Source organism: Salipiger sp. PrR002, assembly GCF_010500775.1.
In the GTDB taxonomy this organism is placed as follows: Bacteria; Pseudomonadota; Alphaproteobacteria; order Rhodobacterales; family Rhodobacteraceae; genus Salipiger.
The window spans coordinates 56,293-80,400 of the sequence record NZ_JAAGOU010000011.1; the positions used below are offsets into that span (position 1 = coordinate 56,293).

The 24,108-nt window shown below is 67.1% G+C and carries 24 protein-coding genes; 6 read left to right on the top strand and 18 right to left on the bottom strand.

Translation table 11 applies throughout. The features are described 5' to 3' along the window. Positions 1–144: 144 nt before the first annotated feature. Positions 145–828 carry an HAD family phosphatase gene (locus tag G0A00_RS13310; RefSeq protein ID WP_164183992.1) on the bottom strand — a complete coding sequence of 228 codons (684 nt, stop codon included), beginning with the start codon at positions 826–828 and terminating at the stop codon, positions 145–147. 138 nt (positions 829–966) lie between these two features. On the opposite strand from G0A00_RS13310, the gene G0A00_RS13315 reads away from it, so the two are divergent. Then, positions 967–1,278, top strand: coding sequence for an antibiotic biosynthesis monooxygenase (locus G0A00_RS13315; RefSeq protein WP_164183990.1), 312 nt, complete (start codon positions 967–969; stop codon positions 1,276–1,278). Here the strand turns inward: G0A00_RS13315 and G0A00_RS13320 are convergent. Then, entirely contained in the window at positions 1,265–1,876 is a 612-nt protein-coding gene (locus G0A00_RS13320) for a histidine phosphatase family protein (RefSeq protein ID WP_164183988.1), read from the bottom strand. The two genes, G0A00_RS13315 and G0A00_RS13320, sit on opposite strands and share 14 nt — an antisense overlap. Before the next feature lie 44 nt (positions 1,877–1,920). Continuing rightward, a complete protein-coding gene (locus G0A00_RS13325) occupies positions 1,921–3,897 on the bottom strand; it encodes a bifunctional 2',3'-cyclic-nucleotide 2'-phosphodiesterase/3'-nucleotidase (protein WP_164183986.1) in 1,977 nt (658 codons plus the stop codon). Between the two features lie 318 nt (positions 3,898–4,215). On the opposite strand from G0A00_RS13325, the gene nudC reads away from it, so the two are divergent. Next, on the top strand, positions 4,216–5,175 hold the full coding sequence (gene nudC / locus G0A00_RS13330; protein WP_164183984.1) for an NAD(+) diphosphatase: 960 nt from the start codon (positions 4,216–4,218) through the stop codon (positions 5,173–5,175). A gap of 48 nt (positions 5,176–5,223) precedes the next feature. After that, positions 5,224–5,694 (top strand): SRPBCC family protein, encoded by a 471-nt coding sequence (locus G0A00_RS13335; protein ID WP_164183982.1) that lies wholly within the window; start codon positions 5,224–5,226, stop codon positions 5,692–5,694. A gap of 24 nt (positions 5,695–5,718) precedes the next feature. On the opposite strand, the gene xylB is transcribed toward G0A00_RS13335, so the two are convergent. From xylB to G0A00_RS13355, 4 genes are all read right to left on the bottom strand, one after another. Beyond that, a complete protein-coding gene (gene xylB / locus G0A00_RS13340) occupies positions 5,719–7,173 on the bottom strand; it encodes a xylulokinase (protein WP_164183980.1) in 1,455 nt (484 codons plus the stop codon). 75 nt (positions 7,174–7,248) lie between these two features. Next, the gene (locus G0A00_RS13345) at positions 7,249–7,881 is read right to left on the bottom strand and encodes an ATP-binding cassette domain-containing protein (protein WP_164183978.1); all 633 of its coding nucleotides are present in this window, start codon (positions 7,879–7,881) and stop codon (positions 7,249–7,251) included. Position 7,882: 1 nt separating this feature from the next. Further along, on the bottom strand, positions 7,883–9,574 hold the full coding sequence (locus G0A00_RS13350; RefSeq protein ID WP_164214209.1) for an ABC transporter permease: 1,692 nt from the start codon (positions 9,572–9,574) through the stop codon (positions 7,883–7,885). A gap of 24 nt (positions 9,575–9,598) precedes the next feature. Further along, complete coding sequence (locus tag G0A00_RS13355; protein WP_235953192.1) at positions 9,599–10,840, bottom strand: ABC transporter substrate-binding protein; 1,242 nt, start codon at positions 10,838–10,840, stop codon at positions 9,599–9,601. Positions 10,841–11,019: 179 nt separating this feature from the next. Here G0A00_RS13355 and G0A00_RS13360 point away from each other — a divergent pair, with 179 nt between their 5' ends. Then, the gene (locus G0A00_RS13360) at positions 11,020–11,613 is read left to right on the top strand and encodes a cyclopropane-fatty-acyl-phospholipid synthase family protein (protein WP_164183555.1); all 594 of its coding nucleotides are present in this window, start codon (positions 11,020–11,022) and stop codon (positions 11,611–11,613) included. A 22-nt stretch (positions 11,614–11,635) separates the two neighbouring features. Here the strand turns inward: G0A00_RS13360 and gph are convergent, their stop codons facing one another. The 11 genes from gph to coxB form a co-directional block, all read right to left on the bottom strand. Next, a complete protein-coding gene (gene gph / locus G0A00_RS13365; protein WP_066107550.1) occupies positions 11,636–12,304 on the bottom strand; it encodes a phosphoglycolate phosphatase in 669 nt (222 codons plus the stop codon). A gap of 130 nt (positions 12,305–12,434) precedes the next feature. Further along, a complete protein-coding gene (locus tag G0A00_RS13370; protein ID WP_164183557.1) occupies positions 12,435–13,280 on the bottom strand; it encodes an MBL fold metallo-hydrolase in 846 nt (281 codons plus the stop codon). A gap of 95 nt (positions 13,281–13,375) precedes the next feature. After that, entirely contained in the window at positions 13,376–13,960 is a 585-nt protein-coding gene (locus G0A00_RS13375; protein WP_066107544.1) for a GNAT family N-acetyltransferase, read from the bottom strand. Beyond that, positions 13,960–15,222 carry a pitrilysin family protein gene (locus G0A00_RS13380; protein WP_066107541.1) on the bottom strand — a complete coding sequence of 421 codons (1,263 nt, stop codon included), beginning with the start codon at positions 15,220–15,222 and terminating at the stop codon, positions 13,960–13,962. The genes G0A00_RS13375 and G0A00_RS13380 overlap by 1 nt, the downstream gene beginning before the upstream one ends. Then, positions 15,219–16,607 carry a threonine synthase gene (gene thrC / locus G0A00_RS13385; protein ID WP_164183648.1) on the bottom strand — a complete coding sequence of 463 codons (1,389 nt, stop codon included), beginning with the start codon at positions 16,605–16,607 and terminating at the stop codon, positions 15,219–15,221. Before thrC ends, G0A00_RS13380 begins: the two co-directional genes overlap by 4 nt. Positions 16,608–16,631: 24 nt before the next feature. After that, positions 16,632–17,309, bottom strand: a complete 678-nt coding sequence (locus tag G0A00_RS13390; RefSeq protein WP_164183559.1) for an SURF1 family protein — start codon at positions 17,307–17,309, stop codon at positions 16,632–16,634. Between the two features lie 333 nt (positions 17,310–17,642). Next, the gene (locus tag G0A00_RS13395) at positions 17,643–18,443 is read right to left on the bottom strand and encodes a cytochrome c oxidase subunit 3 (protein ID WP_164183561.1); all 801 of its coding nucleotides are present in this window, start codon (positions 18,441–18,443) and stop codon (positions 17,643–17,645) included. Between the two features lie 26 nt (positions 18,444–18,469). Then, positions 18,470–19,063: a cytochrome c oxidase assembly protein gene (locus tag G0A00_RS13400; protein ID WP_164183563.1), complete on the bottom strand. Its 594-nt coding sequence runs from the start codon at positions 19,061–19,063 to the stop codon at positions 18,470–18,472. Then, positions 19,053–19,232, bottom strand: coding sequence for a hypothetical protein (locus G0A00_RS13405; protein ID WP_164183565.1), 180 nt, complete (start codon positions 19,230–19,232; stop codon positions 19,053–19,055). The genes G0A00_RS13400 and G0A00_RS13405 overlap by 11 nt, the downstream gene beginning before the upstream one ends. A 2-nt stretch (positions 19,233–19,234) precedes the next feature. After that, a complete protein-coding gene (gene cyoE / locus G0A00_RS13410; protein ID WP_164183567.1) occupies positions 19,235–20,212 on the bottom strand; it encodes a heme o synthase in 978 nt (325 codons plus the stop codon). 68 nt (positions 20,213–20,280) lie between these two features. Then, entirely contained in the window at positions 20,281–21,162 is an 882-nt protein-coding gene (gene coxB, locus G0A00_RS13415; protein ID WP_066107520.1) for a cytochrome c oxidase subunit II, read from the bottom strand. 188 nt (positions 21,163–21,350) lie between these two features. On the opposite strand from coxB, the gene tldD reads away from it, so the two are divergent. Continuing rightward, the gene (gene tldD / locus G0A00_RS13420) at positions 21,351–22,772 is read left to right on the top strand and encodes a metalloprotease TldD (RefSeq protein WP_164183569.1); all 1,422 of its coding nucleotides are present in this window, start codon (positions 21,351–21,353) and stop codon (positions 22,770–22,772) included. Positions 22,773–22,936: 164 nt separating this feature from the next. Next, on the top strand, positions 22,937–24,088 hold the full coding sequence (gene dprA, locus G0A00_RS13425; RefSeq protein WP_164183571.1) for a DNA-processing protein DprA: 1,152 nt from the start codon (positions 22,937–22,939) through the stop codon (positions 24,086–24,088). Positions 24,089–24,108 lie beyond the last annotated feature (20 nt).

Sequence of the window (24,108 nt, forward strand, 5' to 3'; positions counted from 1 at the left end):
CTGAGCCGCCTTGGTCTTTGGCGTTTTTTCCGGCGTGTTTTTCACGTCTTGGCGGTGATCTTGCCGGGAAATGCGGCGATGGGAAGGCCCCATCGGAGGAAGCTGCGCAGAGCGCCTGCTACATTTTGACCTAATGATCAAAAATTAGGCGTCGGTCTCGTCTCCCGGCCTCTGCAACGGAAGCCCCGCGGCCAATGCCCCCGCGATCAGCGAGGTCGCGAGGTGATGCGCATGGGCGCCGTCGCTGGGCAGCATGTCGGGCACCTGCACCACCTGCATCCCGGCGGCGCGGGCGCTGGCGGCACCGGGATCGCTGTCCTCGAAGGCGAGGCAGAGCTCGGGGGCGTGCCCCAGCGCCGCGGCGGCCATGAGGTAGGGGTCCGGCGCGGGCTTGGGGTTCTCGACGTGGTCGAAGGCGATGACGGCGGTGAAATGCGCGCGCAGTCCGGCGTGGGTGAGCTTGCGCTCGGCCTCTTCGGCGCCGGAACTGGTGGCCACCGCCATCGGCAGGCCAAGCGCGGCGATCTCTTCGATCAGCAGCACCGCGCCGGGTTTCAGTGGCAGACCCTCCGCTTCGCGTAGGGCGATGCTCTCTTCGCGGATAGCCCGCTTCAGCGCAAGCTGGTCGAGCGCGCCATAACTCACGCGCAGCGCATCGGCCACGGCGTCGCGGTCGCGCCCGATCAGCCCTTCGAGAAATCCCGGGTCCACGGTCACTCCAAAGCGCAGGAACGCCCGCCGCCCAGCCTCGAGCGCCACGCGTTCGCTGTCGACGAGCGTGCCATCGAGGTCGAAGATCACGGCGGAGAAGGGGAGAGGGGCAGTCATCACGGGCCTTTCGGGTTCGGGCGGCGCCAATGTGGCCCGCTGCTGCGGGGAATGTCGAGAGCGCGATTTCGTGTTATGCTGGCGAACCTTGAGGCAGACAGGCCCCCCGATATCGCGCGATACAAGGAGGGTGGTTCGATGATCATGCGTATTTTCCAGGTCGTGACGCGGCCCGGCAAGGAAGAGGAATTCGCCGAATTCTTCCACACGATCGCCATTCCGCTGCTGCGGCGGACCGAAGGGATCGTCGAGGTGCTGCCCGGCGCGGCACGGCCCGAAAGCCCGCGGGAGTTTTCCGTGGTCATGGTCTGGCGCGATCTGGCCTCGCTCAAGGCGTTCACGGATGAGGACTACACGCGCCCGCATGTGGACCCGGCTGAAGAGGACCTCGTCGAGAGCCGGCTGATCCGCCACTACGAACTGGTCGACGATGGCGTTATCCGGCGCTGAGGCGTTCCATCGGCTGCCAGCCAGTCAGCACGGCGCGCGGCCTCCACGTAAAGGCAAAGACGTTCCCGCCGCCGCCCGGCCCTTGGTCGTGGGCGCGGCTGATGGGCTTGCCAGCCAGCGCGCACCACAGCAGCGTGCCCACACCGCCATGGCCGACAAACAGCGTGTCGCCCTGGCTGGGTTGGCTTGGCTGTCTTGGCTGGCTCGGCTGCGCGAGGCAGTCGCTCACCTCTTGGAGGATGCGCGCCTGCGCATCCGCGGCGCGCTCCCAGCCTCGGACCGAGGTTTCGGGCGCGGCAAAGAAACGGTCGGCGGTCTTTTCGAACTCGGCAGGCGGCAGAAATCCCGTGGCGCTGCGGTCGTTCTCATGCATCGCCGGGCGTACCTCGAGCCGCAGACCAAGCGCATCGGCCAAGGGCTGCGCGGTCTCCAGAGCCTTGGTCTCGTCGCTGGAGATCACCCGCGTGGTGCCCTGAAGCGCGCCGCTTGCGGCCAGCGCCGCGATGCGTGCCTTGCCCGCGTCACTCAGGTGCCAGCGCGGAACGTCCAGCGCCGGGTCGACGATGATCTGCGGGTGGGTGAGATAGCGGCACAGCATGGGCAAAGGAGAGGGGGCGCAGCGATGCGCCCCCGGGTCGGTGCTCAGAGCGTCACGCGGAACTGGGCGTAGCCATCGGCGTTGTCGCCCGCATCCTCGATGTCGAGCGCGACGCTCTCCATGTAGTCGCGGGCCTTGGGGCCGGTCTCGAACAGCACCGTGGTGCCCTCCATCGGCGCGAAGCTCCAGTTGTCGTCAGCCGAAGGGTTGATGGTCCCCTGCTCGACGATGTAGCGCACGATGACGTCGCGGTTTGTGTCCGGCGCTTCGAAGACGATGGTGTCGCCCTTGGCACCGGGGAAGCTGCCGCCGCCCGAGGCGCGGTAATTGTTCGTCGCGATGATGAACTCGGCCTCGGGGTCAATCGGCGCGCCATTGTAGCTGAGGTTGACGATCCGATTGGTGCCCTCGTTCACCACATTGCCATCGCGGTCGAACATCGCGGGCTGCGACAGGTCGATCTGATAGGTCACCCCGTCGATCACGTCGAAGTTGTAGCTCGGGAAGTCGGGGTTCAGCAGCGGCGCATCACTGGCACCGGGCTCGATCTGGTTGAACATGCCCGCCGAGCGCTCCAGCCAGTTCTTCACCTGCGCGCCGGTCACTTTCACCGCGCGCACCGTGTTGGGATAGAGGTAGAGATCGGCGACGTTCTTGATCGCCACCGGGCCCTTGGGCACATCGGTGTAATACTCCGGCCCGCCGCGGCCCCCGGCCTTGAACGGCGCCGCCGCCGAGAGGATCGGCAGCCCCTCGTACTCGGTGCCCTGCATCATCTGTGCGATGTACCAGCTCTGCGCGATCGAGACGATCTGCACCGAGGGGTCATCCGCCACCAGCGCGAAATAGGAATAGAGCGGCGCCGAGGTCTCGCCCACGGCGCGGCGCACATAGTCCAGCGTGGCCTCATGCTCGGGGCGGATCGAGGCGAGCACCTCTTCGTCGTCACCAACCAGCGCGGTGACCTTGCGATCCTCGCCACGCTCGTAGATCGGGCGCGCCTCGGAGGTGGTGGAGACCACTTTCCATGTATTGCCATCGCGCTCGAGCAGCAGGTCGATGAGCCCCATGTGCGAGCCCCAGAAGCCGCCCATGACAGCGGGCTTGCCATGGATGGTGCCGGCGGCAAGGTCGATGGCATCGCGCCCGTCGTAATCGGCCGACGGGAAGACGAGGTGGCTGTGGCCGGTCATCAGCGCGTCGATCCCGTCGACGGCGGCCAGCGGCACCGAGGCGTTCTCCATCCCGTCCTCATGCTGCGCCGCGCCGATGCCTGAGTGCGACAGCGCGATGATGATCTCGGCGCCCTCTTCCTTCATCTGCGGCACCCATGCCTCGGCGGTGGTGACGATGTCGCGCGCCTCGACGTTGCCTTCAAGGTGCTTGCGGTCCCAGTTCATCACCTGCGGCGGGGTGAAGCCGATGATGCCGACGCGGATCGGATGGGTGTTGCCCGCGCCGTCGGTGATCTCGCGGTCGAGGATCACATAGGGTTTGAACAGCGTCTCATCCTCGCGCGGGGTCGCGCCCTGTGTCTTGGCGATATTGGCCAGCACGATGGGGAAATTCGCCCCGGCGGCGGATTTCTCGAGGAAGCCGAGCCCGTAGTTGAACTCATGGTTGCCGATGGTGCCCGCGTCATAGCCCAGCGTGTTCATCGCGGTGATCACCGGGTGCATGTCGCCGTCCTTCATGCCGCGCTCATAGGCGATGTAATCGCCCAGCGGGTTGCCCTGCAGAAAGTCGCCATTGTCGACCAGCATCGCGTTCGTCGCTTCGGCGCGGATGCTCTCGATGATCGAGGCTGTGCGCGACAGGCCCACCGTGTCCACCGGCTTGTCGGCGTAGTAATCGTACGGGAAGACATGCACGTGCAGGTCGGTGGTTTCCATGATGCGCAGATGCGCCTGATTGGCCGCGGCGCGGGCGGAATAGGGGTGCAGCGCGATCAGCGCACCGGTTGCGGCGCTGCCAGCGAGAAAGCCGCGGCGGCTGATCGGGGCTTGGGGAAAACGGCGCATCATGCTCTCCTTCGAGTGTAGTCGCTGCCCGGAATAGTGCAGCTTCAAGACAGTCTTGCAACGGTTGCGCTCCGTACGTCCGCGTGTGGGGGGCTGACGTGGCGCCAAGCGCTGCACAGCTGTGCGCTGCGGCAGGCGGCGCGCCGTGCGTATTTCTAAAGAGAAGAAGCAGGGGACGGGTTCTGTCCTTCTTCTCTTTCCAAATACGCCGGGGAGCGCGAGGGGCAGCGCCCCTCGCAGTGCCTGTGGGCTAGGGGGCGTCGGTTGCCACCCCGCGCCGTGCGTGCCATGGCTTGCGCACTCAGCAGGAGGCAGCGCATGCAGCAGGCGGAACAGGTGACTTTCGGCGGATCGGGGCTCGACCGTGCGGCGGAGATGCGGGGCGACATCCCGGCGCTCGCGGCGGCGATGCAGCGCCCGGGCGCGCGCGGCGTGGTGCTTTGGCGTGGCAAGCCGCTGTTGCAGGGCGAGGAGGCGGCAGAACTCCTGCGGCTGCCGCTCGACCACCCGCTGCTCGCCGCCGCAAGCGCCCGCCCGGTGCTGCTCGGGCGCGAGGCGGGTGAGGTGGTGCTGGCCTATGATATCTCGGGTTGGGAGCCCGACGCGCCGCAGGGCGAGGGCTTTGTCGATCACAGCGTGCAGACCCATCCCGATGCGCCTGAGGGCAGCCGGTTTGTGGAACTACGCACGCAGCTCATCACTTTGAGCCCGCGTGACGCTGAGCTGGCAGCCACCGCCAAGGCGATCCTCGGCTGGCACGAGGCGCATGGGTTCTGTTCCCGCTGCGGGGCCGCGTCGGAGGTGACGCAGGCGGGTTGGCAGCGGGTGTGCCCGGCCTGTGGTGCGCCGCATTTCCCGCGCACCGACCCTGTTGTCATCATGCTGATCACCCGCGGCAATTCCTGCCTTCTGGGACGCTCGCCCGGCTGGCCCGAGGGGATGTATTCCTGCCTGGCGGGCTTCATCGAGCCCGGCGAGGCGATCGAGGCGGCGGTGCGCCGCGAGGTGATGGAGGAAACCGGGATTGAGGTCGGTGAGGTGAGCTATCTGTCGAGCCAGCCTTGGCCCTTCCCGGCTTCGCTGATGCTTGGCTGTCACGGCGCGGCGCTCAGCGAAGAGATCACCATCGATCCCGATGAAATCGAACACGCGCAATGGGTCAGCCGCGAGGATCTGGCCGAGGCGTTCGCGGGCAACCTGCCGGGGCTGCAGCCGGCGCGGCGTGGTTCGATCGCCAACTTCCTGCTGCGCAACTGGCTTGCAGACCGCCTCGATTAAGACAAAATGCGGCGATAACGATTTAGAAGCGGTTACTCGAGGCAGTAGATGGACATATCCACGAAGGAAGACATTGAGGTCCCGGTCGACCGGGTCTTCGCAGAAGCGACGAATTTCGATCATCTGGAACGGCAGATCATGCGGCGCGGGATCGAGTTGCGCCGGGTGCCGACGGGCACCGATGGCGATGCCGGGCCGCAGATGGCTTGGGAGGCGGAGTTCACCTTTCGTGGCAAGACCCGCAAGGCGTCGATCGCGCTTGTGGAGCAGGACACGCCCAACCTGCTGGTCTATCGCAGCCTGTCGGACGGGCTGGAGGTTCTGACGCGTATCGAGTTCGTCGCCCTGTCGCGCAGCCGCACCCGCGTGGCGATGCAGATGGCGCTGCAGCCCAAGACGCTTTCGGCGCGGCTCATGGTGCAATCGCTCAAGCTCGCCCGCGCCAGTATCGAGAAGAAGTTTCGCGTGCGCATGGCCGAATATGCAGGCACCGTCGAGGCGCGGCTCAAGCAGGCCTGAGCGGGCGCTTGGCCGGGCGCTGCCTTAGTGCGGCGCGGCCAGCGGCTTGAGCGCCGCGTAGAGCGTGCGCCAGTTCTGCAGGCGCTCCAGCATCGGCTCTGAGGCGGCGGGCGCGAAAATCCGCAGCGCCTCGGGGCGACGCGCGAGGTCGCTGCGCGACAGCGCGCCGACCGCCAGCGCCGCCAGTTTGGCCGCCCCCAGCGACGGGCCAAAGGTGGCACCTTCGGGACGGAACAGTTGCAGACCGCTGGCATCGCTGACCGCCTGCAGTAGCGCATCGCTCTGCGCGCCGCCGCCAAGCGCGGGCAGCGGGGCGAGCCCCTCGGCAGCGGATCCGAAACTCTCCACCGCATCGGCAAAGCAAAAGGCCACCGCCTCGACCACCGCGCGCATCATCGCAGCGCGGCTGGTGCTGTCTTCGAGGCCAAAGAAGCCGCCGCGAATGTGTGGATCGCCATGCGGGCTGCGCTCGCCGGTGAGATAGGGCAGGAACAGCGGCACGCGGGCCTCGGGCACGGTCGCCGCCTCCGCCAGCAAGGGGCCGATCTCGGCCCCGGCGATGCCAGCGAACCACGCCAGTGGCCGCGCGCCATTGAGCATCGCCGCCATCTGATACCAGCGGTCGGGCAGCGTATGGGCAAAGGCATGCACATAGGCCCCGGGATTGGGCTGATAACCGGTGCCCGCCAGCAGCAGCTGCCCCGAAGTGCCAAGCGAGATCTGCCCCGTGCCATCCTCGACGGCTCCGACGGCGACGGCACCGGTGGCCGCGTCACCGCCGCCGGTGACGATCTTCACCGAGGGCTGCAGCCCCAGCTCGGCGGCCAGTGCCGGGCGGATCAGCCCCGCGACCTCATGCCCGTCCACAACCTGCGGCAGCCAGTCTGGGTTGGTGTTGCTGGCGGCACAGAGTTGCTCTGACCAGCGCCGGGCCTTCTGGTCGTACCACAGCGTGCCTGCCGCGTCGGAAGGGTCGGTGGCATAGGTGCCATGGAGGCGAAAGCCGAGGTAATCCTTGGGGAGCAGGATATGCGCGATACGGGCGTGGATCTGCGGCTCGTGCCGCGCCAGCCACATCAGCTTTGGCGCGGTGAAGCCGGGCAGGGGCGGCACGCCGGCGATGGTGCCGATCTCCGGCACGGCGGCGCGCAGGGCGGTGCATTCCGCATGCGCCCGCCCGTCGTTCCACAGCATTGCCGGGCGCAGCACCGCGCCAGCGTCGTCCAGCAGCACCGCACCATGCATCTGCCCCGAAAGCCCGATGGCGGTCACCGCGCGCCGCTCGGCGTCGGAGAGCGGGGCGAGAACTTCGGCCAGCACCGCGCGGGCGGCCTGCCACCACGCCTCGGGGTCCTGCTCGGAGGCATAGGGCATGGGCGAGGCGCTATGCAGGGCACGCCGCGCCTCGGCGCGTGGCACCCCGGCGTCGCAGAGCACCGCGATCACCGAACTGGTGCCGAGGTCCAATCCAATTTCCAAGACAGTTCTCCTCCCACGATCCCTGTCGCCTTCCGCGCCGACCATTTCGCGGATCGGCTGCCGCCGCAAGGGGGGTCAGCCGAGCTCGATCAGCTGTCCCCCGGCGGCCTCGGCGTCGGCGGGATCATGCGTCACCAGCAGCACGGGAAGCCCCTGCGCCCGCGCGCGCTCGAACACGAGGCTGCGGATCTGGCCGCGCAGCGCGGCGTCGAGTTTCGAGAAGGGCTCGTCGAGCAGCAGGGCGCGCGGTTCGGACAGCAGCATGCGCATCAGTGCCACCCGTGCCTTCTGACCGCCCGAGAGCGTGGCGGGATCGCGGCTCGCATAGCCCGAGAGCCCGATCTCGGAGAGCGCGGCGTCGATCCGGGCGCGGCGTGCCTTGCCGCGCAGTTGCGGCGGCAGGCCAAAGCCGAGGTTGCCGCCCACCGACAGATGCGGAAACAGCAGCTCGTCCTGAAAGAGGATGCCGACGCGGCGGCGCTCGGGGGGCCGCGCGGTGATGTCCTGCCCATCAAGCGTGATGCGCCCGGTGAGGCCGAAGCCCGGCGCGAGCGTGCCGATGACCGCGGCCAGCAGAGTGGATTTTCCCGAGCCGGAGGGGCCCATGATGGTCAGCACCTCGCCCGGCGCGACGCGCGCGTCGAGGCTCAGCAGCGGCGCGCCCTGCCGGGTGATGCGCAGGGTTTCGAAACTCAAACCGGAGGTCATGTCAGGCACCATGCCGCATCCCCCGCCGGTTGCGCCAGACCAGCGCCGGGATCAGCAGCGCCAGCGCGAAGGGCAGGAACGCGGCAGAGGTCTGGGCAAGCGCGGTCACGCCGATCACCCGCCGGTCGCCGCCCGAGGCCAGAGCCACCGCCTCGGTGGTCAGCGTCGGAACCCGGCCCCCGCCGATCAGCAGGGTCGGCAGATATTGCCCGACGCTGACCGCGGCGCTGACGGCAGCGGCGGTCAGCAGCGGACGCAGCAACAGCGGCAGGCGCACGCGCCAGAAGGTGGCGCTGGCCCCCTTGCCGAGCGCATGGGCCACCGCGGCATAGCGCGGGTCGAGCGCGCGGAAGGGGTCGGACAACGACAGGAAGGCATAGGGCAGCACAAAGACCACATGCGCCGCGATCACCGCCGCAAGCGTGCCGTCGAGCCCGGTCAGCAGCCCGGCCACCTGCAGCCCCGGCAGAAAGGCGATTTGCGGCACCAGAAGCGGCAGGTAGAGCAGCCAGAGCGCGCGGGTTCCCGGACGCAAACCGTGGCGCTGCTCGGCCTCCAGACAGGCGGTTGTGAGGAGCATCGCGATGGCGCTCGAGGCTGCGGCGATCAGCAGGGTCCGCCCGAAGAGCGCCAATAGCTCGGGTCCATAGCGCATCCAGCTGCGCAGGCTCCAGCCCTGCGGCAAAAGCTCGGGAAAGCGCCAGAGCCCGGCCACAGACCACACCGCCAGCCCCGCCAGCCCCAGCAGCACCAGCGCGGCGCAGAGCGCGCCGAGCCCCAGCCCCAAGGCGCGCCACAGCGGCTCGGCGTGGCCGCGGCCGCCGGCCACCAGCCAGCGCGCCGACAGACGGGCGAGCGCCGCCTCGCCAAAACGCCAGAGTCCCAGCGCTGCCAGCGTCAGCCCCAGCAGCAGCAAGGCTCCGGCGGCGGCCTGCAGGCGCAGCGCCAGATCGGGATCGTTCATCCATTTCAGCACCTGCACGGCCAAGGGCGGCGGCGTGCCCGGCCCGAGGATCATCGCCACATCCACCGCCGAAAGCGAATAGGCCAGCACCGCATAGACCGGCAGGCGGATCTGTGGGTAGAGCCTTGGCAGGACGGTTTTTACCCAGCCAGACACCCGTCCGTATCCCAGCGCTTGCGCGGTTGCGAGGCTTTGGCCCGAGCGCAGCGCGGGCAGCGCGGCGAGGCTCATCAACAGCAGGAAGGGCATTTCCTTCACCACCAGCCCGGCGATCAGCGACAGGCCCCATGGGTCTTGCAAGATCAGCAGATCGGGCGGGCGGTCCCAGCCCAGCGGCAGCGCGATCAGCCGCGCGATCCAGCCCGAGGGGGCGATCAGGAACGCAAGGCCGAAGGCGGCGGCGGCATGGGGCACCGACAGCAGCGGCGAGAGTGCCCGCTCAAGCGCCCGGAAGGGCCGTGTGCCCTGCCAGCCGGCGCAGATCAGCAGGGTCAACGCCAGCGACAGGGCGGTGGCGGCAAGCCCGGTGAAAAGGCTCAGCAGCACGGCACGGGCAAGACCCGGCCAGCCCAGCAGCGCGCGCAAAGGATCGAGGCTCAGCTCATCCGCCCCCAGCGCGGGCAGCAGGCCAAAGGCGGGCGCCACTGTCCCGAGGAGGCCCGCCGCCACCGGCCCGAGCAGCGCCAGCAGCGTCAGGGCGGGTGCCGCGCGGGTCAGAGACAGGCGCATCAGAGGCTCATTCCCGGCGCCCGCTCAGGGCGCGACGCCGTAGCGTGCGGTCCAGCCTTCTTCGAGCTTCTCCATCCACGAGGGATGCGGCTCTGGCAGCGTCGGACCAAGTTCCTCGGGGGTCAGCGTGGCGATGCCCACCGGGATCTCGTCGAAGAGGCGCACGTCGTCGTCCGAGAGCTTCTCCATCGCCAACACCGTGCCGAAGCCCAGCTCGTCGGGGCTGGCCATACGCGCCTGTGCCTGCGGCGAGAGCAGCAGGTTGGCGATCACCATGGCTCCGGCCTTGGCGTTGGCATTGTAGGGGATGGCGACAAAGCTGGCGTTGCCGAGCGAGCCACCGTCGAGGACGAAGCTGCGCACGCTCTCGGGCAATTGGAAGTTGGCGATGGCGTTGGAGGCGGCGTTGGGGTTGAACTCGAACCCGATGTCGATCTCATTGTCGGCCATCAGCTGGATCATCCGCTGTGCATTCTGCGGATAGGCCTTGCCCTGCCGCCACAGGTTTGGCGTCAGCGCATCGAGCCAGTCCCAGAGCGGCGCGGTGGCGGCCTCATAGTCGGCCTCTGTGACCGGGGTCGAGAGCACCTCGGGATCGGGGGTCAGCTCGATCAGCGCCTGCTTGAGGAAGGTGGAGCCAAGGAAATCCGGCGGCTGCGGGTAGGTGAAACGGCCGGGGTTTTCGGCGGCCCAATCGGCCAGCGCCGCCATGCTGCGCGGCGGTTCGGGCAGGCGGGCGGTGTCATGATAGAACACCAGCTGCGCCATGCCCCACGGGCTTTCCATGCCGCTCGTGGGCACGGTGAAATCGGCGGTCAGCGCGGCGTTGGTTTCGGGGTCGGTCAGCTGCCAGTTGGGCAGATCCTCGGACCACGGGCCAAAGAGCAGCCCTTGCCGCTTCATCGCCGCGAAATTCTCGCCGTTGATCCAGATGAGGTCGATCGCGCCGCCTGCGTCTTTCCCCGCGCCTTTCTCGGCCAGCACGCGGCTCACCGCCTCGGCGGTGTCCGAAAGCTTCACATGCTCGAGCGTGACGCCATATTGCGCCTGCGCCAGATCGCCGATCCAGTCGATGAAGGCATTGACGTTCTCGGCCCCGCCCCAAGCGTTCCAATAGACGGTCTGGCCCTCCGCCTCGGCCAGAACTGCGGGCCAGTCGGCGGGATCAACTTCGGCAGCAGGCGCTTCCGCAGCGGCGAAACCGGCGCTGGCAAGGGTGGCGGCAAGGGAGAGCGGCAGGCTCTGGCGCATAAGACGGCGGAACATCGCGCGGGACTTTCTTGTTGTGCCGCGACCTGCGGCGCTTTCGTGCTATATGGTGTCATGTTGTCGCAAGCACGCCGCCCTCCGGTCAACTGACAAAAGGGTGCGAACGGTTACAGCGGGCTTGCAGCCTTCGGGCAGCTTTCTATCTGAAGCATAAGAATTTTCCAGGAGCGTTGCTGATGTGGGATGAAAGATATTCCGTCGAGGATTATGTGTTCGGAACCGAGCCCTCGGGCTTCCTGACGCGCCGTGATCACTGGCTCAAACGCGGCGCAAAGGCGCTTTGCGTGGCCGATGGCGAGGGGCGCAACTCGGTCTATCTCGCCGAGCAGGGGCTGCAGGTCACCGCGTGGGACGGATCGCCAGCCGCGGTCGCCAAGGCGCGCAAGCTGGCCAAGGCGCGGGGCGTCGAGGTCGAGTATTCGGTGCAGGACGTCTTCGAGTGGGACTGGCCCGAGGGGGCTTATGACCTCGTGGTCGGTATCTTCATCCAGTTTCTGCCGCCAGAAGGGCGCGATCAGCTGTTCAAGAAGATGGCAGCGGCGCTGAAACCGGGCGGCGTGCTGATGCTGCATGGCTACACGCCCAAGCAGTTGCACTATGGCACCGGCGGCCCGAAGCAGCGCGAAAACCTCTACACCGCCGAACTGCTGCGCCGGCTTTTCGCGGATATGCGCATTCAGGTGCTCGAGGATTATGAGCTCGACATCAACGAAGGCAGCGGCCACGTCGGGCGCTCGGCACTGATCGATCTGGTCGCGGTCAAACGCTAGCGGCGGCGCCTTTGAGGCGGCCTCAGGCTTCGAGGCCGCCGAAATGCTGGGCGACGATGCCCGGCAACTGATCCCAATGGTCGAACGCGTAGGTATGGGGCAACTCGTCGAGCGCCGCTTTGCGATAGCCCTCTGTGTAGATCGCGAAGGGGATGCCTGCGCGCGCGGCAGTTTCGGCGTCCACCTCGCTGTCGCCCACATAAAGGCCGGGACCGGCGCCAAGCGCCTGCATCACCTCGATCAGCGGCGCGGGATCGGGTTTGCGCACCGGCAGGCTGTCGCCGCTGGCGACCGAGCGCATATAGTCCGTCAGCCCGAAATGCGACAGCGCGATATGGGTGGGGGCCTCGGGCTTATTGGTGCAAAGCCCCATGGCGCAGCCGAGAAGCTCGAGCTGCGCCAGCGCGTCCATAACACCGGGATAAAGCACGGTCAGCTGCGGTGCGTGGTTGTATTCGGTCATGAATTTCCCAAGCAGGCGCTCATGCGCCTCGGGGTCGCCGCCGAGGCCGACCGCCTCGACCACGCGGGCGATCAGCACCGGCGCGCCATGGCCGATGAAGCTGCGCGCCTGCGCAAAGGTGATCTCGGGCAGCCCCTCGTCGCGCAGCACCACATTGGCGGCGCGGTGCAGGTCGGGCGCGCTGTCGATCAGCGTGCCATCAAGGTCGAAGACAACGGATTTCATCATGCGGCGCAGCCCGTGCTGCGGGGTGTGAAGACGAGAGGCATGGCGCGGTATCCTTTTCCTTGGCACCGCGGGACGGCGGCGCAGGAGCATACTGATGCCTCGGCACCGCCACGTCCAGTGGCGCGCGGCCTCACTCGCGCAGCCATTGCGGCTGCAGCACGATCACCGTGGGCTGGGCAGGCAACTCGCGCAGGCTCACCTCGATCTCCGGCCCGTCGCGGCGCTCGACCGGGAAAGTGTCCGAGACATCGGCGACGAAGCGCTCCAGCGAGGTGCCAGAGAACCAATGCATCGGGACGATCACCGAACTGCGCAGGCGCTCGACCACCCGCACCATGCCATCGAGGGCCATCGTATATCCGCCATCCACCGGCACCATCAGCACGTCGAGCCGCCCGAGCGCGGCGTATTGTTCATCATTCGGCTCGTGGTGGAGATGGCCAAGATGGCCGATGCACAGCCCCTCGACCTCGAAGACAAAGATCGAATTGCCGCGCTCCTCGGTGCCGCCATAGGACGAGCGGATGTCGGTCGAGACGTTGCGCACCAGCATCTCGCCAAGGTCGAGGTAATGGTCGATGCCCTGTCCAAACTCGCCCCAGCCTTCGAGCACATGCGGGATGGCCGGATCGGGGGCGGCGGTCCAATGGCTGGAATGAGCGTGGTTCATGGTGACGACATCGGGGATCATTGGCACGTTGCCGATGTAGCCGGTGAAATCGGTAACCGCGTTCAGCCCGCCACGGGTCTGGATCAGAAAGGCGGCATGGCCGAGGTATTGGATGCGCACCGAATATTCGGGCACCGGATCGGTCCATGCAGCCTTGTGCAGATACTGCAGGCCCGGTGCCGCGTCGGCGATCGCGATGCAATGCGAGGGGCGGCGGCTCTCCTGCGCCGAGGCGGGCAGGGCGGTGAGCAGGGACAGCAGGGCGAGGGCGTAAGCAGTGACTTGGGCAAGGGCAGGGCGCGGCATGGCAGGCCTCCTTTCCAGAGACAGCCTAAGCGCGGATCCCCCGCAGCGGTGTTGAAATTTACGTGGGGTAAGCTTTGGGCAGCCCGAGGACGCGCTCAGCCGACCTGCGTGCGGCCGCGCCGGTCGAGCCGCAGCGAGCTGTAAAGCACATGGGTGCGCCAGCGCCCGTTGATCTGCAAGTAGCTTTGGGCCACGCCCTCATACTTGAAGCCAGAGCTTTCCAAGAGCCCGCGCGAGGCGACGTTTTCCGGCAGGCAGGCGGCCTCGATGCGGCTGAGATCCATCTGGGTGAAAGCGTGATGCACCAGCGACGCGATGGCCTCGCGCATGTAGCCATGCCGGGCAAAGGGCAGGCCGGTCCAATAGCCCAGCGTGCCCGACTGCGCCGGACCGCGGCGGATATTGTCGAGGGTGATTGCGCCCACCAGCACCGAATCCTCGCGCCGGACGAGGAACAGCGGCACCGCGGTGCCGCCGATGATCGAGCGATTGGCCCAGTAGACGCGGTTGGTGAAGGCGCGGCGCGAGAGGTGATCCTCGGCCCAGGACGGCTCCCAGGGGGTGAGGTAGTCCTTGCTCTCGAGCCGCAGCGCCACCCAGGCGTTGAAATCGCCATGCATCGGCGGCCGCAGGATCAGACGCTCGGTGTCGAGCCTGAACTTCCGCCGCCGCCCCAGCATCAGGCTGCCCGCTGCGCCTGAAGGTCGTCCAGCCCCGGCGCCCCGGCCACCGGCCCGTAGAGCGCCAGCGCCGCGGGCGCGTCCGTGGCCACCTGCTCGGCGAAGTCGCGGACGTCGCCGGTGGTCACATTGTCGATCTTCTCGACCGTCTCTTCGATCGGCGGCACCTTGCCCCAGATCTGCACCATGCGGGCCATGCGCTCGGCGCGGCTCGACGAGCTTTCCAGCCCCATGAGCAGCCCGGCCTTCATCTGCGCGCGGGCGCGGGCGACCTCTTCGGGGCTCATGTCGTCGGCGGCGCGCTTCATCTCGTCGATGGTCAGCCGCGCCAGCGCACCAACCTCTTCGCCCGAGGTACCGGCATAGATCGTGTTGAGCCCGGTCTCGGCATAGGCGCCGGTCTGCGAGAAGATCGTGTAGCACAGGCCCCGCTTCTCGCGGATCTCCTGAAACAGCCGCGAGGACATGCCGCCACCAAGCGCGATCGAATAGATCTGCGCGGTGTAGAAGTTCGGATCGCGATAGCCCGGACCTTCGAACGCCAGCGCCATATGCGCCTGTTCGAGGGTCTTCTCGCGGCGGATCTCGCCGCCGGTGAATTTCGCGTGCTCCAGATCCGGCGCCGAGCGGGCGACCATACCGCCAAAGAGCGCCTCGGCCTGCGCCACCAGCGCGTCGTGATCCACCGACCCAGCCGCCGAGAGGATCATCTGCCCGGGCCCGTATTGCTCGGCCACGAAGGTGGCGAGATCGTCGCGCCCGAAGCTGCGCACATTGGCCTCTTCGCCAAGGATGGTGCGCCCCAGCGCCTGATCGCTATAGGCGCGTTCTTGCAGCCAGTCGAAGATCACGTCGTCGGGCGTGTCCAGCGCCTGACCGATCTCCTGCAGGATCACGTGGCGCTCGGTCTCGATCTCCTTGGGCTCGAAGATCGGGTTCAGAAGGATGTCGCCGATGACATCCATCGCCAGCTTGCAGTCCTGCTCCAGAACGCGGGCGTAATAGGCGGTCACCTCGCGCGAGGTATAGGCGTTGATATAGCCGCCCACGTCCTCGATCGCCTCGGCGATCTGCAGCGCGGTGCGGGTCTTGGTGCCCTTGAACGCCATATGTTCGAGGAAATGGGCGATGCCGTTCTGCTCCAGCCGCTCGTTGCGGCCGCCAGCGGTCACCCAGATCCCGAGGGTGGAGGATTGCAGGCCCGGCATCTGCTCGGAGACGATGCGAAAGCCGTTCTTGAGGGTGGTCAGTTGCACGGTCACTTGGCGATACGCTCCCGGATCAGGGTTTCGAGGGCGGAAAGGTCGTTGGGCACGCGGGTCACGCGCTCTTCGCGATCAAAGAGGTCGCCCATGCGCTCGGGCAGGGGCGGGCGGATGCCGCTGGCCTTTTCCACGGCGTCGGGGAATTTCGCCGGATGCGCGGTGGCCAGCGTGATCATCGGCACGGCGGGCGTGCGATGCTCTTCGGCGACCTTCACGCCGATGGCGGAATGCGGGCAGAGAAGCTCGCCCATGGTCTTATTGGCCCCGGCGATTGTGGCCAGCGTGTCCTCTTCCGAGGCGCGGCCACTCTCGAAATGCTCGCGCAGCGCCTGCAGCGCGCCCTGGCTCACATGGAAGCCGCCCGCCTTCAACTCGTCCATCAGCTGGCCCACGGCGGCGCCATCGCGCCCGTAGGCATCAAAGAGCGCGCGCTCGAAGTTGGAACTGACCTGAATGTCCATCGAGGGGCTGATCGACGGGTGCACTTCCGACATCTTGTAATCGCCGGTCGAGAGGCAGCGGTGCAGAATGTCGTTCTGGTTGGTGGCCACCACCAGCCGGTCGATCGGCAGGCCCATCTTCTTGGCGATATAGCCGGCGAAGATGTCGCCGAAATTGCCGGTGGGCACGGTGAAGCTGACCTTGCGGTCGGGCGCGCCGAGCGAGACCGCCGACGAGAAGTAGTAGACGACCTGCGCCAGCACCCGCGCCCAGTTGATCGAGTTCACGCCCGCCAGCCGCACTTCGTCGCGGAAGGCGAAATCGTTGAACATATCCTTGAGCTTGGCCTGGCAGTCGTCGAAATGCCCGTCGAGCGCCAGCGCGTGCACGTTGGCCTCGGACGGCGTGGTCATCTGGCGGCGCTGCACCTCCGACACGCGGCCATGCGGGAAGAGGATGAAGACATCCACCGCGTCGAGCCCCTTGAAGGCCTCGATCGCCGCCGAGCCGGTGTCGCCCGAGGTGGCGCCGACGATGGTCACCCGCTCGCCGCGGCGCGTCAGCGCCTCTTGGAAGAGCTGGCCGATGAGCTGCATGGCGAAGTCTTTGAACGCCAGCGTCGGCCCGTGGAAAAGCTCCAGCAGGAAGTGGTTCGGCGCCAGCTGCACCAGCGGCGCGCGGGCGTTGTGGCCGAATCCGGCATAGGCCTTGGAGATCAGATCGCCAAAGGTCTCGTCGCTGAAGCTGTCGCCAACGAAGGGGCGCATGACGCGGAAGGCCACTTCCTCGTAGGACAGGCCGTTCAGCGCGCGGATATCGCCGGGGGTCATCACCGGCACGGTCTCGGGCACATAGAGGCCGCCGTCACGGGCAAGGCCGGACAGCATGGCCTCTTCGAAGCTGAGCGCCGGGGCTTTGCCGCGGGTGGAGATATAGCGCATAGGGCTCTGGGGGCTCATGGGGGCTCAGGCCTTTCCTGTCTTGGACTGCCGGCGGATGTAATAACCGGTCATGATCAGCCACACCACGGCCAGCGAGAACCAGGTGATGGCATATTGCAGGTGATCGTTCGGGATGCCGCTGCGGCTGACCGGCAGCGGCTGGATGTCGGGATCGCCCGGGCTGGTGCTGCGCGCCACGACGAGCAGAGGCTCGGTCTGCAGCTCTTCGGCCATCGCTCCGATGTCGCGGGCGAACCAGATGTTGCCGGTGATGTCGTTCTCGGGGGTCGAGCTGTTGCGCTCGTCGGGCCAGTGCAGATTGCCCGTCGCCTCGGCGGGGCCGGTGTAGCGGATGGCGTCCTTCTGCGCGCTGGCGGTGAAGCCGCGGTCGAGCAAGATCAGCCGCCCGCCGTCGGTGCGGAAGGGCGAGATGATCCGGTAGCCTGCGCCGACCTGTTTCTGGCTGACCAGCACTCGGATCTCGCCGGGCAGGATCTCGCCCTTGAGCGCCACCGGCATATAGCGCTGCTCGGTCGGAGAGATCAGCGTGGGCAAAGGCTGCGCCTCTCCCTCGATGCGCGCGTCGATATCCGCCAGAACCGCCTCTTTCCACTCCAGGCGGCGCAGCTGCCAGCTGCCGAGCGATATCAGGATCGCGGCGCCGATCAGGCCAAAGAGGAGGGGGGCGAGGTAGCGGGTCAAGTAAGTCCGGGTCCGGGTTCAGGGCGCTGGCGCGTCCCGCCTGCTTTAGCGCCTCAGCGCGGGGCACATCAAGGCGCGATTGCTGCTGCGTTGCAAGGCGAAAAGGGCAGGCTTCGGAAGAAGGGGCGCTGCCCCCGTCGCGCGGTGCGCGACTCCCCCGGCGTATTTGGCCGGCGTATTTGGAAAGAGAAGAAGCACCCGCGCCCGGTCTTCTTCTCTTTCCAAATACGCACGGCGGGGCGCCGGCCACGGGCGGCGGAGTGATCAAACGCGAAACGCCCGCCAAGCGGCGGGCGTCTGCGGTGCAGTCTGCAACGAGGTCGCGGGCTCGGCTCAGCCGCCCCAGATGTAGATCGAGGCGAAGAGGAACAGCCACACCACGTCGACGAAGTGCCAGTACCAGGCGGCGGCTTCGAAGCCGACGTGTTTGTCGGGGGTGAAATCGCCGCGCATCAGGCGCAGCAGGCACACGAAGAGGAAGATCGTGCCGATGATCACATGCATGCCGTGAAAGCCCGTCGCCATGAAGAAGTTGGCGCCGTAGATGTTGCCCGAGAAGCCAAAGGCCGCGTGGCTGTACTCATAGGCCTGGAACACGGTGAACAGCACGCCAAGCGCGATGCCGATGGTCAGGCCCCACTTCATGTCTTCGCGGTTGTTCTCATGCACCAGCGCGTGGTGCGCCCAGGTCACGGCGGCGCCCGAGCAGAGCAGGATCAGCGTGTTGATCAGCGGCAGGTGCCAGGGATCGAAGGTCTCGATCCCAGCGGGCGGCCAGACACCGTCGACCGCCGGGCTGTTCGGGCCCATCGGGTAGAGCGCGTGTTTGAAGAACGACCAGAACCAGGCGAAGAAGAACATCACCTCGGACATGATGAAGAGGATGAAGCCGTACTTCAGGCCGATCTGCACCACCGGGGTGTGATCGCCGACGCGGCTTTCGACCACCACTTCGGACCACCAGCCGAACATCGTGTAAAGCACGCCGACGAAGCCCGCGAGGAAGATCCACGGTCCGCTGTCGTGCATCCACAGCACCGCCCCGAAGAGCATGACGAAGGCCGAGGCCGAGCCGATCAGCGGCCAGGCGGATGGGGGCAATATGTGGTAGTCGTGGTTCTTAGCATGCGCCATCTCGTTATCCCTCGTTGGTCAGGCGGTCAGTTCACGGAGCTTTCGTCCGGTTTCGCGTCGAGAGCGGCCTGTGTCTCCTCCAAAGTCTCCTCTGGCAGGTCGATCTCGTAGAAAGTGTAGCTGAGCGTGATGTGCTTGGCGAACTTCGCGTCGGGATCGTTGACGATCTCGGGGTCGACGTAGAAGCTCACCGGCATTTCCACCCGCTCGCCGGGCATCAGCACCTGCTCGGTGAAGCAGAAGCATTCGATCTTGTTGAAATACGCGCCGGCATCGAAAGGCGCGACGTTATAGGCGGCCTGCCCGGCGATCGGGCGGTCGGTGGGGTTGTAGGCCTCGTAGAAGGCCAGCCCGTCCTCGCCGATGCGCAGGGTCATCTCGGTCTGCATCGGCTTGAAGTCCCACGGCATGCCGCGTTCCTTCGAGGCGTCGAAGCGGATCTTGATGGTCTTGTCGAGCACGCCCGAAGAGGCGCCGGTGGCGACATTGGTCGTGCCGCCATAGCCGGTGACCCGGCAGAACCAGTTGTAGAAGGGCACCGCTGCCCAGGCCATGGCGCCCATGAAGACGACCACGCCGATCAGCGACCAGAGGGTTCTGGTGGTGCCCTTAGTTGCCATTGGTGGCCTCGCTCCCCTGCACCTCGGGCGCCGCAGCGAAGTCTCCGCTGCCGATCTTGACGATGGTCATGCCGAAAACGATGGCGATGAACGCCGCCAGCACCAGTCCGACGCCGATGTTGCGGCCCCGGCGCCGCTGGTGCAGTTCGTGTTCGTGCGCGATGCCCATTCTCAGCCTCCGATTGTCCAGCCGCCGAGCGCCAGGTCTATGCCGAAACGGTCGAGCCCGGCTTCCACCAGGATCGCGCCGAAATGGGCGAAGAGATACAGCAGCGAGAGCTTGAAGAAGCTCTTCTCGGTCTTGAAGTTGTCCGCCTCGGACATGGTCTCGTCGCGGCGGAAGATGTTCCATGCGCCCTTCAGGAAGAGCGCGTTCAGCACCACGGCCACGGCCAGATAGACCGGCCCGCCGACCGAGGTGAACCCGGTGCCGATGGCCAGAGCGGCGAGCAGCACGGTGTAGACGAGGATGTGCACACGGGTCGAGCGGCGGCCATGGGTGACCGTCAGCATCGGCACATTGGCGTCGTCGTAATCCGAGCGCATGAAGAGCGCGAGCGCCCAGAAGTGCGGCGGCGTCCACATGAAGGTCAGGCAGAACATCAGCACCGCCTCGATGCTCACCGAGCCGGTTGCCGCGGCCCAGCCGATCATCGGGGGGAAGGCGCCCGCGGCGCCGCCGATGACGATGTTCTGCGGCGTCGAGCGCTTTAGCCACATGGTGTAGATCACCACGTAGAAGAAGATGGTGAAGGCCAGCAGCGCGCCGGCGAGAATATTGGTGGCGAGCGCGAGGAAGACGCAGGAGAAGGCCGAGAGCGCGAGGCCGATGGCCAGCGCTTCGCCGGGCTGCACCCGGCCCGAAGGGATCGGCCGCTTGACCGTGCGCTTCATCACCGCGTCGATGTCTGCGTCCCACCACATGTTGAGCGCGCCCGAGGCACCGCCACCGACGGCGATGAACAGCACGGCGCAGAAACCGATGAACGGGTGGACCGGGACCGGGGCCGCCAGCAGGCCGACGAAGGCGGTGAACACCACCAGAGTCATGACGCGCGGCTTGAGCAGGGCGAAGTAATCGCCGAACTGCGCGTCGTATTCGGAGGCGCGTGCCGCGGGGGCTGCCGTGTTGGTGGTGAGGTCGCTCATTTCCGGTCTCGATTCAGCTTGTGGCGACGCGCCCTCCTCCTCGGGGCGCGCCGCCTTGTTTCAAAGGATCAGGAAGCGGCGAGGAACTCGCGCACATCCAGATAGCCGCCATCTTCCTGCGATGCGGCGAGCCAGGCGTCATAGGCTTCCTGGCTGACCACCTTGACGGTGATCGGCATGTAAGCGTGGCTGATGCCACAGAGTTCCGAGCATTGGCCGAAGAACACGCCTTCGCGCTCGGGTTTGAACCACAGCTCGGCGATGCGGCCGGGCACGGCGTCCTGTTTCACACCGAAGGCCGGGATGGTCCAGGAGTGGATCACATCGGCGCCGGTGACCTGCATCACCACGGTCTTGCCAACCGGCACCACGACGGCGCTGTCGGTGGCCAGAAGGAACTCGCTGTCGCTGTAGCCCGCTTCTTGCAGCTGCGCCGAGACATCCGCGTTGAAACGGTTGTCGCCGCCGGTGGCCGGGGCGCCGATCATGTAGCTGTCATAGGCCAGATCGGTGCCGACATATTCATAGCCCCAGTACCACTGGTAGCCGGTGACCTTGATCACGATGTCGCCTTCGGGGATTTCCTGCTGCTTGAACAGCACCGGCAGCGAGAAGGCACCGATCACCACGAGGATGACGATGGGGCCAAGCGTCCATGCGATTTCCAGCGGCGAGTTGTGGGTGAAGCTTTTCGGGTTGGGGTTCTTCTTGGCATTGAAGCGGACCACGGCGTAGGCCAGCAGTGCAATGACGAAGATGCAGATCGCGGTGATGATCACGAGCAGCATGCCGTCGAGCCACTGAAGGTCACGGGCCAGCTCTGTCGAGGCTGGCTGGAAGCCGATTCCGCCTGCCTGCGGGTGGCCGACCAGTTCCAGCGAGTCCTGCGCCATCGCGGGCGCGGCGGTCACGCCGAAAATGAGTCCTGCCAGCATAGAAAGTTTACGCATGTATCACCTGATCCGGTTGTCATTCTTCTCTTGCGGACAGGAGGAATGAGCCCCGGACCGCAGCCCGAAGAGAGTCCTCCCCTAGATATGCTCTTTAAAAAGCACATTGCGTCCCTCAAATAAAGATGAACGCTTGCGGCAAAAGCGCACTTTTTTGATCCAGATCAAAATACCAGAGGAAGATACCTATGAGCGAAAGCCCGTTCCGGCCCTTCGAAACCGCCCTCGACCTGGATCGCACCCTTGCGCAGCTGCGTAATGCTGTCGCAGGCGCGGATGACGGTGAGCTGTTCCTTGAAAGGCGCCGCGCCGAGGCTCTGGTGCTCGACGACGGACGAATCAGAACCGCCAGCTACGACGCCTCCGAGGGTTTCGGCTTGCGCGCGGTGCGCGGCGAGGTCGCCGGGTACGCCCATGCCACCGAGATCTCGGAAAAGGCCATCTCGCGCGCCGTGGAAACCGCCCGGCTCGCGGTGGGCGATGGCGGCGGCGTGCTGGCCCCGCCGCCCGCAGGCACCAACCACAAGCTCTATACCGACGCCGATCCGATTGCCGGGCACAGCTTTGCGGTGAAGCTCGACACGCTGCGCGAGATCGACGCCTTCACCCGCGATCTCGACAGCCGCGTGGTGCAGGTCACCGCGACCATCGCCGCCTCCTGTCAGGAGGTTTCGATCCTGCGTCCCGAGGGCGGGCTGGTCAGCGACACGCGCCCGATGACCCGCGTGACGGTCAGCGTGATCGTCGAGGAGAACGGCCGCCGCGAGCAGGGCAGCGCCTCGGGTGGCGGCCGGTTCCTGCTGGACGGGCTGCTGGAGCCCGCGGCGTGGCAGGCGCAGGCCCGCGAAGCGCTGCGCGTGGCGCTGGTGAACCTGCGTGCCGAGGATGCCCCGGCGGGCGTCATGGACATCGTGCTTGGGCCGGGCTGGCCGGGCATCCTGCTGCATGAGGCGGTGGGCCACGGTCTGGAGGGTGATTTCAACCGCAAGGGCAGTTCGGCCTTTGCCGGGCTCATGGGCCAGCGCGTCGCGGCGCCCGGGGTCACGGTGGTCGATGACGGCACCATGCCGGACCGGCGCGGCTCGATCTCGGTCGATGACGAGGGCACGCCCTCGGCGCGCAACGTGCTGATCGAGGACGGGATCCTCGTGGGCTATATGCAGGACCGGCAGAACGCCCGGCTGATGGGTGTCGAAGCCACCGGCAATGGCCGCCGCGAGAGCTATGCCCATGCGCCGATGCCGCGGATGACCAACACGATCATGGAGGGCGGCGACGCCGATCCGCAGGACATCGTGGCCGATCTCAAGGACGGGATCTGGGCCACCGGGTTTGGCGGCGGTCAGGTGGACATCACCAATGGCAAATTCGTCTTCTCCTGCACCGAGGCCTACCGGGTGAAAGACGGCAAGGTCGGCGCGCCGGTGAAGGGCGCCACGCTGATCGGCGACGGCGCCACCGCGCTGCAGCACGTGCGCGCGCTTGGCAACGACATGGCGCTGGATCCGGGCATGGGCAACTGCGGCAAGCAGGGGCAATGGGTGCCGGTGGGCGTGGGCCAGCCGACGGTGATGATCGGCGGGCTGACCGTGGGCGGCGCGGGCAGCTGAGCCGCCGCCTCTGCGGCTGCGGCAGCGCGGCGGAGGGGTATGGATCTGCGTATTTGGAAAGAGAAGAAGCGAGGGGGGCTGTGATGGGCCCCCCGCGTCTTTCGTGCTTCACCGTTGATTAACCACTCATCTGTTAGAGAGGTTCTGCAAGCGACGGGGTCAGGATGACCGGGCACACACAGACTTCCACCCACCCCCCACTCCCACCCACCACGGAAGCTGAGCGGTTTGACTGGCTCCGTCTCTTGCGCTCGCGCCGTGTCGGGCCGACCACCTTTTGGCGGCTGATGGCCGAACATGGCTCGGCGGCTGACGGGCTCGCGGCGCTGCCGGAGGTGGCCGCCGCCGCCGGGGTTTCGGACTATCGCATCTGCCCTGAAGGCGTGGCCGCTGCAGAGATGGCGGGCGGCGCGCGGGCGGGAGCCTCACTGCTGTTTCGCGGCGAGGCGCATTACCCCGCGCATCTGGCCGAGCTTGACGATGCGCCACCGTTTGTCTGGGTGCTGGGACGGCCAGAGCTGCTGAGCCGCCCGGCGGTGGCAATCGTTGGCGCGCGCAACGCCTCCTCGCTGGGCGCGCGCATGGCGCGGCTGTTGGCGCGCGATCTGTCCGCAGCGGGTTGGGTCGTGGTCTCGGGACTGGCGCGCGGCATCGATGCCGAGGCGCATGGTGCCGCGCTGGAGGACGGCACCGCCGCGGTGATGGCGGGCGGTGTCGACGTGATCTACCCGCAGGAAAACACCCGGCTCGCCGGCGCAATCCGCGGGCGCGGTGCCCTGCTGTCGGAACAGCCGCCGGGCGTGCAGCCGCAGGCGCGACATTTTCCCACGCGCAACCGCATCGTCTCGGGCATGGCGCGCGGCGTCGTGGTGGTTGAGGCGGCGGTGAAATCCGGCTCGCTGATCACCGCGCGCTGCGCGCTCGATCAGGGGCGTGAGGTGATGGCGGTGCCGGGCCATCCGCTCGACGGGCGGGCAGGGGGCTGCAACCTGCTTTTGCGCGATGGCGCGCGGCTGGTTCGCCGCGCCGAGGATGTGTTGGAGGCGCTGGCGGTGCCCTGCGCTGCGCCGCACCCCGCGCCCAATGGCGCGCTGCCGACCATCCCGCCCGCGCCCCCCGAACGCTATAGCCGGGCCGAGACGCGCGCCCTGCATCAGCGCATCCTCGACCGGCTCGGCCCGGTGCCGGTGCCCGAAGATCAGGTGATCCGCGATCTGGGCGGCGCGGTCGGGCAGATCGCCCCGGCGCTCACCGACCTCGAGCTTGAAGGGCGGCTGGAGCGGCGGCCGGGCGGCCTGCTCTGCCGTTCGGGATAGGCCTGCGCAGAGGCCCAAAG